Genomic DNA, 15974 nt, shown 5'->3' with positions numbered 1-15974 from the left:
TTCGACGGCCATCCACAGCGCCGCCTCGAACAGCGCGGGCGGTGATCGTTGCAGACAGTCGAAAAAACGTTGGCGCGGGGTCATCAAAATCTCCGTGAAGCCTGGAAACTTCAGGCCCATGCCCGCGTCACGAGAGCTGGTCATGGTGGAGTTGCGCGACAGCACGTCGATTTCGCCGGATTGCAGAGCAGTGAAACGCTCCTTGGCATTCAACTGGCTGAATTTGACCTTGGTCGCGTCGCCGAATACGGCAGCGGCCACAGCGCGGCAGAAGTCAGCATCGATACCAACGATCTTGCCGGTAGAGTCCGGAACCGAGAAGCCCGGCAGACCATCACTTACGCCGCACTGTACGAAACCTTTCTTCTGCACTGCATCCAGGGTTGCACCCGCCTGAGCGAACCCACTGACACCGAGCACTGCGGCTGCAGTCACGATGGCCAGGGTGGATTTCAACATCTTCATTCAAACCTCCAGTTTTGCTCTTGTTGTGTCGGAGCTTGAGCCCTGTCGCACCCTTATGAGGCGTTGTTGACCCGTGTTGGCTTTTTTTAGGGTCAACCGAAGCAGGACCGTCGCTATGAGTCTAGTAGGAGAAAATCCACATCATGGACAACTCCCTTCTCACCAATCGGCCGAACGGGCGGTAGCCCTTTCACGTTCGCGAAGCCCGTAACGGCCTTTGGCGAACATCCATCACCGGATTCTTTGCTATCCCACGACCAGCCGTACACTGATAGTGTTACCGCCAAGCATGAGATTGGTTGCACAGGCTTCCCTATAGCAAAGCCCGTACCAGACCGCTCGCTAAAGCGATTCAGCGACAGGTCAATAGCAAAACTTGCAGCCTTGCGACATCTTCTTAACTGATCAACCCGTTGCGCACTCGAACCTCGCACTTAAATGAGAGCGCATGCACAAATATGGAGCACCCATGACCGAGCCCTTGATTCTGCAACCCGTCAAGCCCGCAGATGCCTGCGTAATCTGGCTGCACGGGCTGGGCGCCGACCGCTACGACTTTTTGCCGGTAGCCGAAGCGCTACAGGAAAGTCTGCTCAGCACCCGCTTCGTCCTGCCCCAGGCACCGACTCGCGCCGTCACTATTAATGGTGGCTACGAAATGCCGAGCTGGTACGACATATTGGCCATGAGCCCGGCCCGCGCGATCAGCCGCGAGCAGCTGGAGGCGTCCGCGCAACGGGTCTTTGATTTGATCGAAGAACAGAAGGCCAGCGGAATAGACGCCTCGCGCATCTTTCTCGCCGGTTTTTCCCAAGGTGGCGCCGTGGTATTGCACACGGCCTTTCTGAAATGGCAGGGACCGTTGGGCGGCGTACTTGCCCTCTCGACTTATGCCCCGACCTTCAGCGATGAACTGCAGCTTTCCGCCAGCCAGCAGCGCATTCCGGTGCTGTCATTGCACGGCCAGTACGATGACGTGGTTCAAAACTCCATGGGCCGGACCGCCTACGAGTATTTAAAGCAACATGGTGTCACCGTGACATGGCAGGAATACCCAATGGGCCACGAAGTGTTACCCGAAGAAATTCGCGACATCGGCGTCTGGCTCGCCGAGCGTTTGCGTTAAAAGCTACCCATTGATCCATCCCACTACGCCGCGCCCGATTCTTGCATTACACTGGCCGGCGTATATTCCTTAACCAATTGATGAGATGACCGTGCTCAAAGCACTCAAGAAAATGTTCGGTAAAAGCGAGACTGAGCAGCTCGCGCCAGTCTCCAGCGCTCCTTCTCATACTCCCAGCCACCGCACCGACGGTAATCAGCCTGGCCGGACCGCAACCGTAGCGGCACCGAAGCACGAGCCGGTGACCACACCGACCGCCCCCGCCGCCGAGGCCATCGCCTCAGAACAACCGCGCAGCGAAGCCCCGAAACCGGCAAAACCGCGTCGCGAACCCAAGCCAAAAGCGCCGGTTATTCCATGGAAACTCGAAGACTTCGTCGTCGAACCCCAGGAAGGCAAAACCCGCTTCCACGATTTCAAACTCGCCCCCGAACTGATGCACGCCATTCAGGACCTGGGCTTTCCGTATTGCACGCCGATCCAGGCGCAGGTGCTCGGCTTTACCCTCGCGGGCAAAGACGCCATCGGTCGCGCCCAGACCGGCACCGGCAAAACCGCCGCGTTCCTGATTTCGATCATCACTCAGTTGCTGCAAACCCCGCCGCCCAAAGAGCGCTACATGGGTGAACCGCGGGCACTGATCATCGCCCCGACCCGGGAACTGGTGGTACAGATCGCCAAGGACGCAGCCGACCTGACCAAGTACACCGGCCTCAACGTCATGACATTTGTCGGCGGCATGGACTTCGACAAACAACTCAAGCACCTCGAAGCCCGTCACTGCGACATCCTCGTGGCCACTCCGGGCCGTTTGCTCGACTTCAACCAGCGCGGCGACGTGCATCTGGACATGGTCGAAGTGATGGTGCTGGACGAAGCCGACCGGATGCTCGACATGGGTTTCATCCCACAAGTGCGTCAGATCATTCGCCAGACTCCGCCGAAGAACGAGCGCCAGACGCTGCTGTTCTCCGCGACCTTCACCGAAGACGTGATGAACCTCGCCAAGCAATGGACCACCGACCCGTCGATCGTCGAGATCGAAGCGCAGAACGTGGCCAGCGAAAACGTCGAGCAACACATCTACGCGGTGGCCGGTGCCGACAAATATAAATTGCTCTACAACCTGGTCAACGATAACGGCTGGGAACGGGTAATGGTCTTCGCCAACCGCAAGGACGAAGTGCGGCGCATCGAAGAACGCCTGGTGCGCGATGGCGTCAACGCGGCGCAGCTGTCTGGCGATGTGCCGCAGCACAAGCGCATCAAGACCCTGGAAGGTTTCCGCGAAGGCAAGATCCGCGTGCTGGTGGCCACCGATGTGGCCGGTCGCGGTATTCACATCGACGGCATCAGCCACGTGATCAACTTCACCCTGCCGGAAGTCCCGGACGACTACGTGCACCGCATCGGTCGTACCGGCCGTGCCGGCGCGGATGGCGTATCCATCAGTTTTGCCGGTGAAGACGACTCCTACCAGCTACCGTCCATCGAGGCGTTGCTGGGTCGCAAGATCAGTTGTGAAACGCCACCGACGCATCTGCTGCGGGCGGTTGAGCGCAAGCGCCCGTAACTCGGGCCTTTCAGAAAGGGGCGCAGCCGGCAACGGACTGCGCTTTTTTTTCGTCCGGCTTTTTTCAACAGGACTTGCTAGAGACAACTAAAAGTCCATAATGGACAAATTAGTTTACTTTCAGCGCCCGGAGCCGACCGACCATGCCCAGCACGCCTTACGTGATCACCCAACCTCAAGCCCGCGAACTGCTGGCACACGTTGACGTGCCGCAGATCCTGCGCAAGCTGTTCCGCGACCTGGCCGCCGGGCAAGCCGTGCAACCGGCGCAACAGTTGGTGGAATTCCCGCAGGGTGCCGGGGACTTCATCAACTACCTGGGTGTGCTGGCCGAAGACGGGGTCTATGGCGTCAAGACGTCTCCCTACATCGTGCGCGAGCAGGGCCCGTTGGTGACCGCCTGGACGCTGCTGATGTCGATGCAGACCGGCCAGCCGCTGCTGCTCTGCGATGCCGGTGAATTGACCACGGCTCGCACCGCCGCGACGACGGCGGTGGCGGTCGATGCCCTTGCTCCATTGAACGCCCGGCGCCTGGCGATTATCGGCAGCGGTAACGTGGCCCAGGCGCACCTGCACTACGTCAAGGGCCTGCGGGACTGGCAAAGCATCAGCCTTTACTCGCCAAGCCTGAACGGCAAGAATCCCGAAGCGCTGGCACAGCTTAGAAGCCTCGATCCACGGCTGACCCTCGTCGACAGTTGCGAAGCCGCGATTCAAGATGCCGACGTGATCATGCTCTGCACCTCGTCCGCCGGCCCGGTGATAGACCCGTCAATTTTGAGCAAACCGGCACTGATCACCTCCATCAGCACCAACGCCCCACGCGCCCATGAAGTGCCTCCACAAAGCCTCAATGACATGCAGGTGTTCTGTGACTATCGTCAAACCACTCCGGGCTCGGCCGGCGAGATGCTGATCGCCGGTGAGCAGCATGGCTGGGACAAGCGTTCGATTGTCGGCGACCTGCCCGACTTGCTCAGCGAAAAAGTGCAGCGCCCCGACTACGACCGCACGGTGTTCTTCCGCTCCATCGGCCTGGGCCTGGAAGACATCGCACTGGCCAATGCCCTTTACCAACTACAGCGCTAACACCACGCCCTTCGTAGGAGCGAATGTGGCGAGGGGGCTTGCCCCCGTTTGAGTGCGCAGCACTCACAAAATCTTTGGTCTATCAGAAATTTTGGGGCAGCTTCGCAGCCCAACGGGGGCAAGCCCCCTCGCCACAGCCTCGCTCCTACAGGAGTTCTCTACAATTTCGGCATTTGCGCCCCCACAGGAGACGTTCATGAGCCAGGCAGATTTCATCATCATCGGCGGCGGGATTGCCGGCGCTTCCACCGGTTTCTGGCTGTCGCAGCACGGGCGGGTGATTGTGCTCGAACGCGAATCCCATCCGGCCTATCACTCCACCGGACGCTCGGCAGCGCTGTTCACCGCCGCCTACGGTACACCGCAGGTTCGGGCATTGACTCAGGCCAGCCGCGACTTCTTCGACGCTCCACCGCCCGGTTTCTGCGAACACCCATTGCTGACCCCGCGCGGCGAGATGACTGTCGACTTCACCGGCGATCCGGCCGAGCTGAGCAATCAATACCTGAGCGCCAAAGCCACGGTGCCGCAAATGCAATGGCTGAGCGCCGACGAAGCCTGTGCGCGCCTGCCGATCCTGCGTCGGGAAAAAGTCCATGGCGCGATCTACGATCCGACCGCCAGCGACATCGATACCGATGCTCTGCATCAGGGCTATCTGCGTGGTATCCGGCGCAATAAAGGTGAAGTTCATACCGACAGCGAAGTGTTGAGCCTGAGCCGTGATGCCCAAGGGCAATGGCAGGTTCAAACCAACACGCAAACCTTCAGCGCCCCGATCATCATCAACGCCGCCGGTGCCTGGGCCGACAAGATTGGCGAGCTGGCCGGCGCCAAACCAATGGGTTTGCAACCCAAGCGTCGGGCAGCCTTTATCTTTGCCGGCCCCGAGGGCCTGGATATCCATGACTGGCCAATGCTGGTCAGCCTCGATGAATCCTTCTATATGAAGCCCGACGCCGGCATGTTCCTCGGCTCACCGGCCAACGCCGACCCGGTAGAACCGCACGACGTGCAGCCCGAAGAGCTGGACATCGCCATGGGCATTTACCAGATCGAAGAAGCCACCACCCTGACCATTCGCCGCCCGACCCGCACCTGGGCCGGCCTGCGCAGTTTCGTGCGCGACGGGGATTTGCTGTCCGGCTTCGATCAGCAGGTGCCGGGGCTGTTCTGGGTCGCGGCGCAAGGCGGCTACGGCATCCAGACGTCGCCGGCCATGGGCCAGGCCAGCGCTGCACTGGTACGCGGCGAAGCCTTGCCCGAGCAGCTCACCCGTTTCGGCCTGGACGCCGAGATGCTCTCCCCCGCCCGCCTGAGCTGATCCTGCCCGTCAGGTGACGTGTCCACACGATTGCGGCAAACTTCCAGCGCCCCCCCTTTTTTAACGGGGCGCTGACGCTGCCTGGAGTTCCACTGTATGAACGCACCTGAAAAAGACTCGGCCCTGGACGCTGTGTCCATGGACAACTTTCGCGCGATTGCCGATGCGATCGCCACGTTGTTCTTCCCTCACGCCGAGGTGGTGCTGCACGACCTGCGTACGCAAAAGGTCGATTACATCGCCAACAACCTGTCCAAACGGGAAATCGGCGACGACTCGTCGCTGGAAGACATGCTCAGCGAAGACGTCAGCGAACGAAACATCGGGCCGTATGAAAAGCTCAACTGGGACGGCCAGAAGATTCGCAGCCTCAGCAGCGTGCTGCGCGACAGCGAGGGTCGCCCGCTGGCGGTACTGTGCATCAACCTGAATATTTCGCTGTTCGAGAACGCGAAAGCGGCGCTGGATTTGTTCCTGTCGCCGACCAAGCTGATCCCGCAACCGGACTCACTGTTTCGCGATGACTGGCAGGAACGGATCAACACCTTTCTGCACGCCTGGCTGCGCGAGCGTCAGTTGAGCCTGAACGTGCTGACCCGCGACCACAAACGCGAACTGGTGCTGGCGCTGCACGCCGAAGGCGCCTTCAAAGGCAAAAGCGCCTCCAACTATGTGGCCAATGTGCTGAACATGGGGCGGGCGACGGTGTACAAGCATTTGAAGGAATTGAAGGGTTGAGGGTTGAGGGTTGAGGGTTGAGCTTTGAGCTTTGAGATGTGTGCTGTCTGCCAGGGCCCCATCGCGAGCAGGCTCGCTCCCACAATGGACCTGCATGCGCAAGACTAATGTGGGAGCGAGCCTGCTCGCGATGGCGATCGATCAATCGCCGTAGATATCCGACTTGAAATACTTCTGCGAAATCTTCTGGTATTCGCCACTGGCGCGAATGTCATCGATCGCCTTGTTCAGATCCGCTACCAACTGCGTATTACCCTTGCGCACCGCAATCCCGGCGCCCTCACCCACGTATTTCGGGTCTTTCAATTCCGGCCCGACAAACGCATAGCCCTTGCCACGCGGCATCGACAGGAAGTCATTCAGTGGAATGGTGTCGGCAAAAATCGCATCGAGACGACCGGCTGCCAGGTCCATGTAGATTTCTTCGTTGTTGCCGTAGCGCTTGACGTTGATGCCCTTGGGTTCAAAGACCTCGGTAGCGTAACGGTCAGTGGTGGTTGCGCGCTGCACGCCGATATTCTTGCCCTTTAGGCTGGCGTACTGGTCATCCACTTCCGCGCCGTCCTTCATCACCAGACGCGATGAGGTGAAGTAGTATTTGTGGGTGAAGTCCACCGACTTCTTACGGTCTTCGTTAATGGTCATGGACGACAGCGCCATGTCGATTTTCTTCACTTTCAGGGAAGGAATCAGACCGTCGAACTCGCCTTCGACCCACACACACTTGACCTTCATCTGCGCGCACAGGGCATTGCCGATGTCGTAGTCGAAACCGACAATCTCGCCTTTGTCGGTTTTGGACGCAAACGGCGGATAAGCCGCTTCGATACCGATACGCAGGTCCTTCTCGGCGGCAAACAAGCTACTGCACGCCAACAGGCTCAGGGCCAGACCGGTGATGAGGGGGAATTTCTTCATATTCGTTCTCTCGCGGGTTGTTGTTGGTTTGGCAAGACAGAAGAAGCTGAAACGGGGAAGCATTTTTTTGTACTTATAATTCCATACTGGACTTTTACGTATTATCCGTCAATCGGGCAGATAGCCTTATACCCGGCCTCTGGTCGGGTGCTAGCCAAATGCAAAAAAGGCCGGGTCGGTGCTTCGCAAACAAGCGAAACACCGACCCGGCCCTCAGGAACCGCCCAGAGAGTTATTCCAGCGCGGCAGCCGGCCCGAAGAACTCGTAACGGCTCTGCTTCTCTGGCACACCCAAAGCCTTGAGGTGACGTTTGATCGCCGCCATGAAGCCTTTAGGCCCCAGGAAGTACGCATCCACATCACGCTGTTCAGGCAACCACTCGCCAAGTTGCTCCTGGCTCAACAGGCCAACCTTGTCCGCAGCCGGGCTGACACCATCGTCTTCGGCATAGCAGTAAAAACGCTTGAGCTGCGGATGACGCTCGGCCAGCCCATCGATCCAGTCACGGAAAGCATGAACACTACCGTTGCGTGCGCAGTGGATAAAGTGCACCGGCCGCTCGGTCGCCAGCGCCGCTTCGAGCATCGCCAGCGTTGGGGTGATGCCGACGCCCCCACTGATCAGCACCAGCGGTTTGTCGCTGGCGGTCAGGGTGAAATCGCCCGCTGGCGGGAACAGCAGGATGCTCGCGCCGACATGCAGTTGATCGTGCAAATGGTTGGAAGCGCGGCCGCCGGTTTCGCGCTTGACGCTGATGCGGTACTGGCCCTTATTGGCCAGCGCCGACAGCGAGTAGTTACGTCGAATTTCTTCGCCATCGAGGATCAGTTTCATGCCGATGTACTGGCCAGGCTCTGCCGCGAGAATCGGGCCCTTGTCCGCCGGTTCGAAGTAGAACGAGATGATTTCCGCGCTCTCCTCGACCTTGGCCGCCACGATGAACTCCCGCGCACCACGCCAGCCACCCGGCGCCTGGGCTTTCTGGTCGTAGATGCTGGCTTCGGCGCCAATCAGGATCTCGGCCAATTGACCGTAGGCCGCGCCCCACGCGCTCATCACTTCAGGCGTGGCAATCTCTTCGCCCAGCACTTCGGAGATCGCTCGCAACAGGCAGCTACCCACGATTGGGTAATGTTCCGGGAGGATTTGCAGGGCCACGTGTTTGTTAATGATCTTGGCCACCAGATCGCCCAATTGATCGAGCTGGTCGATGTGCCGCGCATACATCAATACACCGTTGGCCAGGGCGCGAGGCTGATCGCCGCTGGCCTGGTGGGCCTGGTTGAACAGCGGACGGACTTCCGGATATTCGGAGAGCATCATGCGGTAGAAGTGAGTGATCAGCGCTTCGCCGCCGCTTTCCAGCAACGGCACGGTGGACTTGACGATGGCACGGTCTTGAACGCTAAGCATAAGAGCAACCCCTGGGCTTTATATGAATAACCTTTACGTATCAGTTTCCATGCCAACAATTAAAACCTTATAAATCATTAAGTTAAAAACATAGTAGTCATATCGACACGCAACGCTTTATAGTCACACCGACTACACGGAGTCATTATGACTGCAAAATTACTGCTCACGACGTTGCTGCCCCTGGTCTCCGACCTGTCCCGCGAACTGCCCGAAGGCGAGCGCTACCGACGCTTGCTCGAAGCCATGCGCGCCCTGCTCCCGTGCGACGCCGCGGCCCTGCTGCGACTCGATGGCGAATGGCTGGTGCCGCTGGCGGTGGACGGGTTGAGCACCGACACCCTCGGCCGACGTTTCAAGGTCAGCGAACACCCGCGCTTCGAAGCGTTGCTCAGCAGCCCCGGCCCGACTCGCTTCGCCGCCGACAGTGATTTGCCCGATCCTTATGACGGCCTGGTCGATGGTCTTCACGATCACCTGGAAGTTCACGACTGCATGGGCTGCCCGCTGTTTATCGACGAGCGCCCGTGGGGTTTGTTGACTCTCGACGCGCTCGACCCTGAACGTTTTGAACCGATCGAACTGGACGCTCTGCAAGCCTTCGCCAGCCTCGCCGCCGCCACGGTCAACGCCGCCGAGCGCATCGAGCGGCTGGCCAACCGCGTCGAGGACGAACATCAGCGCGCCGAGGTTTACCGTCAGGCCAGCGGCCAACAGAACCGCGAAATGATCGGCCAGAGCAAGACTTACAAACGACTGGTGGAAGAGATCAGCCTGGTGGGCGGCAGCGACCTGACGGTGCTAATCACCGGCGAAACCGGAGTTGGCAAAGAGCTGGTGGCCCAGGCTATCCACGCAGCGTCCCCACGGGCCGATAAACCGATCATCAGCCTCAATTGCGCCGCCCTGCCAGACACGCTGGTGGAGAGCGAATTGTTCGGCCATGTGCGCGGGGCTTTCACCGGCGCGACGAATGATCGGCGCGGCAAGTTCGAGCTGGCCAATGGCGGTACGTTGTTCCTCGATGAAGTCGGCGAACTGTCGCTGACGGTGCAGGCCAAATTGCTGCGAGTGCTGCAGAGCGGGCAATTGCAGCGGCTGGGGTCGGACCAGGAACATCAGGTCGACGTGCGATTGATCGCCGCGACCAACCGTGACCTGGCTGAAGAAGTGCGCAGCGGTCGCTACCGTGCCGACTTCTATCATCGCTTGAGCGTTTACCCGCTGCTGGTGCCCGCACTGCGCGATCGCGGTCGGGATGTGCTGCTGCTCAGCGGCTACTTCCTGGAACAAAACCGCTCACGCATGGGCCTCAACAGCCTGCGCCTGACCAGTGATGCGCAAGCGGCACTATTGGCGTATGACTGGCCGGGGAACGTGCGGGAACTGGAGCATTTGATTGGTCGCAGTGCATTGAAGGCGTTGGGTAACTGCAAGCAACGGCCGAAGATTCTCAGTTTGAGTGCGGCAGATCTGGACTTACCCAATGGCAGCGTTGAACCCGCGCCAGAACCGGTGGTTGCGGCACCGGCGGCTGCATTAATTGCAGGGGATTTGCGTGAGGCCACCGAGCATTATCAGCGCCAACTGATCAGCGCTTGCCTGCAACGGCACCAGAACAACTGGGCCAGCGCGGCGCGGGAGCTGGGTCTGGATCGGGCGAACCTTGGACGGATGGCCAAGCGGTTGGGGATGAAGTAACCCCGACATCATGGTTAGGTACTTCTGTGGCGAGGGGGCTTGCCCCCGTTCGGCCGCGAAGCGGTCGTGAAACGTGATTAGGTTAGTCTTGAAAAAAAAACGGGAGCGCTTCGCACTCCAACGGGGGCAAGCCCCCTCGCCACAGGCAAGCTCCCTCGCCACAGGGGTTCACCGTTTGGCTGGCAGTGGGCATTTCCCCTAAAGCCTGCCCCCGACAAGTCGATAACCCGGCATCGATAGCTGTTGGCGATCTTCACAATCGCCCATCACCTTTTTCCACAGAAGGTTTTTATGTCTTCCAACAAAGCCCGCGCAGATTCACTTTCGCTTCTGCTGTTTACCTTGCGCAGCGGCAAGCTGATGGCGATCAACCTGCTGAAAGTCAGCGAAATCATCCCCTGCCCGCCGCTGACCAAGCTGCCGGAGTCGCACCCCCACGTCAAAGGTATCGCCACCCTGCGTGGCGCATCGCTGTCGGTGATCGACCTGAGCCGCGCCATCGGCGAACGACCACTGGAGGACCCGAACGGTGGCTGCCTGATCGTCACCGACGTCAGCCGCTCCAAGCAGGGCCTGCACGTTCAGGCGGTGAGCAAGATCGTCCATTGTCTGACCACCGACATCCGTCCACCACCCTTCGGCTCCGGCGGCGTGCGCTCGTATATCACTGGCGTGACATCGGTCGACGGCACTTTGGTGCAGGTGCTGGACATCGAAAAGGTCATCCACGGCATCGCTCCGGCACAGATCGAAACGGCCCCCACCGAGTTGAGCATGGAAGACGCCGAAGTCCTTGGCAACGCGCGAATCCTGGTGGTCGATGACAGCCAGGTCGCCCTGCAACAATCGGTGCACACCCTGCGCAACCTCGGTCTGCAATGCCACACCGCTCGCAGCGCCAAGGAAGCCATCGACTGCCTGCTGGACCTGCAAGGCACTGCCCAGCAGATCAATCTGATCGTCTCCGATATCGAAATGTCGGAAATGGACGGTTATGCCCTCACCCGCACACTGCGCGAAACCCCCGACTTCTCGCACCTCTATGTGTTGCTGCACACCTCGCTGGACAGCGCGATGAACAGCGAGAAGGCTCGACTGGCCGGGGCCAACGCGGTGCTGACCAAATTCTCCTCACCGGAACTGACCAAATGCCTGATCGCGGCGGCCAGGGCCGTCACTGAACAAGGTCACTGAGTTGTGGCCGAGGACTTTTGTTTTCTGATGCGGCGCAACCTCGCTGAGGATGTGCCGCCTTGCACTTGGCCAAATGGCATTGAGTTGACCGAGTACCGTCCTGAACTCGCCGAAGCCGTCCATCACTTGATGGAACTCGGCTATCGAGAAGGTGGCGGTCGCGTACCGGCGCTGGAAGTCTGGCAACAGCGTTTCGAAACCGATCCCGAATACGATCCGTCCCTGTGCTTCATCGCGTTCGACGCCGAAGGAATCGTCGGCGTTGCCCAGTGCTGGACCAGTGCCTACATCAAGAGCCTGGTGGTGCATCCGCGCGCTCAAGGCCTCGGACTTGGCCGTGCGCTGCTGCTAAATGCTTTCAACGTGTTTCAGCAACGCCGCGAAGGCTTTGTGGATCTGAAGGTGCTGGAAAACAACCTTCGGGCCCAGCGTTTGTATGAAAGTGCCGGGATGTATGTGGTCCGTCGGGAGCCCGTGCCTGTCTGACACACCGCTTTCGCGAGCAAGCCCGCTCCCACAGTGGTTCGTCGTCGTTCACAGATTCGGTGTACGACGCAAATCAACTGTGGGAGCGGGCTTGCTCGCGAAGAGGCCGGCACAACCAACATCGATCCATCAGACATACTCCTGACCTCGGCCACTACACGCCAAGGATGCCCAAACCATGAAAGCTACAACCCTGACCTTCCTCTGCCTCACCGCCCTAGCCACCCAAGCCCACGCCTCCAGCCCCGACGCCTGGGCCGCCTACGACAAAGCCGTGCTCGCCAGTTGCACCAAGGCCAGCGGCCTGAAGAACGCCAAACCCGTCGGCAACGCCGCGCAGTTCGATGACCGGGTCGGTTATACCGCGCTCCTGCTGCAAGGCCAGTACCCGCAAAAACACATGAAAGGCCAGCAAGGCACCGAGCTGTGCCTCTACAACAAGAAAAGCAAAACCGCCTACATAACCGAGTGGGACTCCATCCGCCCAACAGCAAAAGCGCAGTGACTGGCGCATAACTTGCTTCGGCACAGGCCCTTGCGGTGGCTTTTTGTCGCCATTTCATGCCCTCACAGGTGACTGGCCGTTCAATGAATACAACGTTTTCCTGCGTAGGTTGTGGCAAATGCTGCAACGACCACCACGTGCCCCTGACACTGGCCGAAGCCCGGATGTGGGCGGCCGATGGCGGACAGGTGATCGTGCTGGTGGAGGCCTTCCTCGCCAATGGCCTGGGCCTGCCCGCGCAGCAACGTGAACACGCCGAACGCCGTTCGGTGGTGGTTCGAAGCGGCGCCTGTGAGGCGCATGTGGCGATCACCTTTGCCGCGTACAACGTCGGCCCCTGCCGGAATCTTGACGACGACAACCTCTGCCGCATCTACGAACGCCGACCGCTGGTGTGCCGCATCTATCCGATGGAAATCAACCCGCACATCCCGCTCAACCCATCTATCAAGGAATGCCCGCCCGAGTCCTGGGTAACAGGGCCGGATTTGATCATCGGGGGTGAGCTGGTGGATCAGGAACTGACGGGATTGATCCAGCGCTCCCGTCAGGCCGATCGCGATGAGATTCAGACCAAGGAGGCGATTTGCGCGTTATTGGGGATTCGGACGACAGCGTTGAAGGGCGATGGATTTACCGCTTATTTGCCGGATATGAACGCGTTTGCCACGGTTATCGATCAGATTTCAGCACAATCGCAGATGGAGTCGAGCAGTGATTGGCTGTTTCACGTGTCGGGTGAGGATATTGCCGGGCAAGTGCAGGCGGCGGGCGCACAGGTGGCAACCGACACACCGGTTAGCTATGCGTTTATTTCGTTGCGGGCAGCCTGAAACACCCAACCACTGCACAACTTTAGTTGCACAGTGGCTTGTCTGATGATGAGTCAGCGAGCAGCAACCGCAAGGCATTCGACTTCCACCCGAGCATTCGCCAGCAGTTTTTTAGCCGCGAACGTTGTCCGGGCAGGTAGGCGATCGGCTGGGAAAGTCCGGCGGTAAACCGCATTCATGGCATCGAAGTCTTTGATATCGGCAAGTATGACCGTGCATTTGGCCACATGAGCGAGGGATGAGCCTCGACGTTGCAGTTCGGTGCGCAGGTTCTCCATGGCCTGGGTCATTTGCGGGCCAATCCCGCCCTTGACCAGTTGGCCATCAGCATCCAGACCGAGCATCCCGGAAAGATAAAGGGTCTCACCGGCCTGTACCGCATCGGAAAATGGCAAGCCTTCTTCATTCGGAAAGTAACGTGGTGAATCGGGTACTGCTGGCGGCAAGTAGCGCTCGGTAATCGCTTGGTACTGGCCATTTTGCTTGAGACGCTCAAGGGCCGCATTCAGGTTATCGCGCAAGCGGGTGTCGCTTTTGCGCACAGCCATCGCCACACCATTGCCCAGCATCGGATCGTTGAGGGCAGGACCGGCAAAGTCGAACGCCTGTCCTTGAGGTTGGCTTAGCAAGGCTTGAGTGATTTCGATGGAGTCTTGCAGGGTGGCATCGATCTCGCCCGCCAGAAGACTGGCAATCAACTGATTGTTGAATTGAAAACTGCGCACCGTTACGCCTGCGTCCGCCCAACGCGCCTTGGCGAACGCTTCACGACTGGTGCCCGCCAGGACGCCGATACGCTTGCCTTTGAGCGATTGCACATCCGGTTGCAACGTCGCGCCTTTGCGCGCTACCAGACGGCTACTCAGGGGATAAAGATTGTCGGTGAAATCGACCCGCTCGCGCCGCGCCTGTGTAGCTGTCATCGGCATGATCACGTCGAAGCGGCCGGCTTCAAGGGCATGGAGGTTAGTCGCGTAATCCTGATCGATCCAGACACAGCGGGATTGGAGCTCAGCACACAGTGCGTTGCCCAACTCGATGTTCAATCCGACTAGCTCACCTTTGTCGTTACGGCTCTCGAACGGTGGAACCAGGGCTTCGACCCCGAAGCGGATCTGCGGATCGACCGCAGAGGACACGCAGCCGGTGGTCAGGGCCATCAGAGAGAGCAGGGACAGGTTTTTCAGCAGAGACATCTGGCGACCTTCATCAAAAATTCACAGGGCGTGAATTCTTGATGAATGACAACAGTCTTTCCTAGAGGAGTAATCGCGCGTCCTTGTGGGAACTGTCTCATTGGAGGGAGGAATAGTTACCCGCCAACAAAATACCTGACTATCAGCGTTTACCCATCGAACGACGCGTGCCGGGAGGTGCTGCGCCGGGAGTCTTGGTATGGCCATTCTTCGCGCCATTCTTGTACCAAGGCTGGCTGGCATTCTTCGCCGCAGCCAATTCACCTGGTTTGAACGGAAACTTGAACGCTGGGATCGCCGCTTTGGTTTCGCTGTCTGCGCTGGAGTCGACGCTGTCTGGCAGGTCTGCCTGGTCGTCGCTCAAAGCGTCGGCAACCGGCGGTTGTGTCGGGGAAGTCATGAAAGCTCCGGGTGATGCTTAAAGAGTCGGGCCCGGTAGGCGAGCCGCGAAAGGCGGCAGTATACCTGTGTCGGGAGCCGCAAGCTTCACGCCGCAAGCGAGTCCGTCGGGTTTTGTGCTGACAGACCTGTCGCCTTCGCGGGCAAGCCTCGCTCCTACAGGTGCATTGTGTCGTACACCGAATCTGCGAACGACGATGAACCCTGTGGGAGCGGTCATATACAAAATCTGTGTATGACACAAATCCTGTGGGAGCGAGCCTGCTCGCGATGAACGATAACGCGGTCTACGCCGGATCGACGTTATCCAGCGCCCGATTCACTACCAACTCCGCCAGCATGATGACCTGCTGGATCGCCAACGCCGTGTGGCGCTGCGGGCCGGTCAGGTTGTTGGCGAAATCGCTGGCCAGGACACTCGCTGAGGCCAACGATTCACAGGCGTGGGCCAGCAGGCTTTCGGTGTTGGCATTAGGGACAACCATGAACAGAGTGCTGGGGCGACGTTCTTTTTCGGTGTATGGCGCCGGGGGATCGAGGTAGTAATCGAGGGCGCGTTTTATGGCTTCGCGGTCTTTGAGTAATTCTTCGGTGCGCGAGGCTTCGGCGTTGGTGGTGGTGGTGTTGAAGGGTGGGTCGGGGATTAACTTATCCATACAAACTCCTGCTGAAATGGGTGCCACCACTCGCCGGATCTCAAGCGACGAGGAGGTGGCAGCTATGTGCAGAGTGAGATCCACCGGAGCAGGCAACCGGCCAGACCGAAGTCTGCCCGCACACAGCTGCCATAACGCATTTACAGGCAGCGGATAAGCTGGCGCCAATTATGGTGGCATTGGCGCTAGATGCATACTAGTTGCCGGGGATCTCACACCCGATCGCTGAGTTGTCAGCGACAGCCAAAGGTTATTGGGCCCGCGTCCGACCGACAACCTGAAAAATGCGTGGGAAAGTTCCATGTTTTGACACATCCGTTAAACATTCAAAGCGGAACGCGGAGCGTCCCTGGCA

16 protein-coding genes are annotated in these 15974 nt (G+C 59.3%); 10 read left to right on the top strand and 6 right to left on the bottom strand.

Annotation, left to right across the window (positions count from 1 at the left end; genetic code table 11):
• A partial coding sequence (locus ACQKPC_RS23380; RefSeq protein WP_427626610.1) for a transporter substrate-binding domain-containing protein occupies window positions 1-465 on the bottom strand: 465 nt, incomplete at its 3' end.
• 469 nt (window positions 466-934) lie between these two features.
• On the opposite strand from ACQKPC_RS23380, the gene ACQKPC_RS23375 reads away from it, so the two are divergent.
• The 5 genes from ACQKPC_RS23375 to ACQKPC_RS23355 all read left to right on the top strand — a co-directional run bounded on the left by ACQKPC_RS23375 (window position 935) and on the right by ACQKPC_RS23355 (window position 6317).
• Complete coding sequence (locus ACQKPC_RS23375; protein WP_427626608.1) at window positions 935-1591, top strand: alpha/beta hydrolase; 657 nt, start codon at window positions 935-937, stop codon at window positions 1589-1591.
• Window positions 1592-1676: 85 nt separating this feature from the next.
• Complete coding sequence (gene rhlB, locus ACQKPC_RS23370; protein WP_223570315.1) at window positions 1677-3164, top strand: ATP-dependent RNA helicase RhlB; 1488 nt, start codon at window positions 1677-1679, stop codon at window positions 3162-3164.
• A gap of 143 nt (window positions 3165-3307) precedes the next feature.
• On the top strand, window positions 3308-4255 hold the full coding sequence (locus ACQKPC_RS23365) for an ornithine cyclodeaminase family protein (protein ID WP_427626606.1): 948 nt from the start codon (window positions 3308-3310) through the stop codon (window positions 4253-4255).
• A 196-nt stretch (window positions 4256-4451) separates the two neighbouring features.
• Window positions 4452-5579, top strand: a complete 1128-nt coding sequence (locus ACQKPC_RS23360; protein ID WP_427626604.1) for an NAD(P)/FAD-dependent oxidoreductase — start codon at window positions 4452-4454, stop codon at window positions 5577-5579.
• 96 nt (window positions 5580-5675) lie between these two features.
• Complete coding sequence (locus ACQKPC_RS23355; RefSeq protein WP_427626602.1) at window positions 5676-6317, top strand: helix-turn-helix transcriptional regulator; 642 nt, start codon at window positions 5676-5678, stop codon at window positions 6315-6317.
• Window positions 6318-6458: 141 nt separating this feature from the next.
• Here ACQKPC_RS23355 and ACQKPC_RS23350 read toward each other — a convergent pair whose 3' ends face one another.
• Both ACQKPC_RS23350 and hmpA read right to left on the bottom strand, forming a co-directional pair.
• A complete protein-coding gene (locus tag ACQKPC_RS23350) occupies window positions 6459-7235 on the bottom strand; it encodes an ABC transporter substrate-binding protein (RefSeq protein WP_427626600.1) in 777 nt (258 codons plus the stop codon).
• A gap of 232 nt (window positions 7236-7467) precedes the next feature.
• The gene (hmpA, locus tag ACQKPC_RS23345; protein WP_427626598.1) at window positions 7468-8649 is read right to left on the bottom strand and encodes an NO-inducible flavohemoprotein; all 1182 of its coding nucleotides are present in this window, start codon (window positions 8647-8649) and stop codon (window positions 7468-7470) included.
• 147 nt (window positions 8650-8796) lie between these two features.
• Between hmpA and norR the strand changes: the two genes are divergently transcribed.
• From norR to ACQKPC_RS23320, 5 genes are all read left to right on the top strand, one after another.
• Window positions 8797-10350 (top strand): nitric oxide reductase transcriptional regulator NorR, encoded by a 1554-nt coding sequence (gene norR / locus ACQKPC_RS23340; protein ID WP_427626596.1) that lies wholly within the window; start codon window positions 8797-8799, stop codon window positions 10348-10350.
• A 291-nt stretch (window positions 10351-10641) separates the two neighbouring features.
• A complete protein-coding gene (locus ACQKPC_RS23335; RefSeq protein ID WP_008072097.1) occupies window positions 10642-11544 on the top strand; it encodes a chemotaxis protein CheV in 903 nt (300 codons plus the stop codon).
• A gap of 27 nt (window positions 11545-11571) precedes the next feature.
• A complete protein-coding gene (locus tag ACQKPC_RS23330) occupies window positions 11572-12030 on the top strand; it encodes a GNAT family N-acetyltransferase (RefSeq protein ID WP_427626594.1) in 459 nt (152 codons plus the stop codon).
• A 178-nt stretch (window positions 12031-12208) separates the two neighbouring features.
• Entirely contained in the window at window positions 12209-12535 is a 327-nt protein-coding gene (locus tag ACQKPC_RS23325; protein WP_427626592.1) for a hypothetical protein, read from the top strand.
• An 83-nt stretch (window positions 12536-12618) separates the two neighbouring features.
• A complete protein-coding gene (locus ACQKPC_RS23320; RefSeq protein WP_427626590.1) occupies window positions 12619-13368 on the top strand; it encodes a YkgJ family cysteine cluster protein in 750 nt (249 codons plus the stop codon).
• Between the two features lie 53 nt (window positions 13369-13421).
• Here the strand turns inward: ACQKPC_RS23320 and ACQKPC_RS23315 are convergent, their stop codons facing one another.
• From ACQKPC_RS23315 to ACQKPC_RS23305, 3 genes are all read right to left on the bottom strand, one after another.
• Window positions 13422-14564, bottom strand: a complete 1143-nt coding sequence (locus ACQKPC_RS23315; protein WP_427626588.1) for a transporter substrate-binding domain-containing protein — start codon at window positions 14562-14564, stop codon at window positions 13422-13424.
• A 142-nt stretch (window positions 14565-14706) separates the two neighbouring features.
• Window positions 14707-14964 carry a hypothetical protein gene (locus ACQKPC_RS23310; RefSeq protein ID WP_007905458.1) on the bottom strand — a complete coding sequence of 86 codons (258 nt, stop codon included), beginning with the start codon at window positions 14962-14964 and terminating at the stop codon, window positions 14707-14709.
• Between the two features lie 286 nt (window positions 14965-15250).
• Window positions 15251-15619 carry a DUF6124 family protein gene (locus ACQKPC_RS23305; RefSeq protein ID WP_427626586.1) on the bottom strand — a complete coding sequence of 123 codons (369 nt, stop codon included), beginning with the start codon at window positions 15617-15619 and terminating at the stop codon, window positions 15251-15253.
• Between the last annotated feature and the right edge of the window lie 355 nt (window positions 15620-15974).

The sequence above is a fragment of the Pseudomonas sp. NPDC089918 genome (assembly GCF_050280605.1).
Taxonomy (GTDB): Bacteria; Pseudomonadota; Gammaproteobacteria; order Pseudomonadales; family Pseudomonadaceae; genus Aquipseudomonas.
This window is presented reverse-complemented; position numbering and strand designations above follow the sequence as displayed.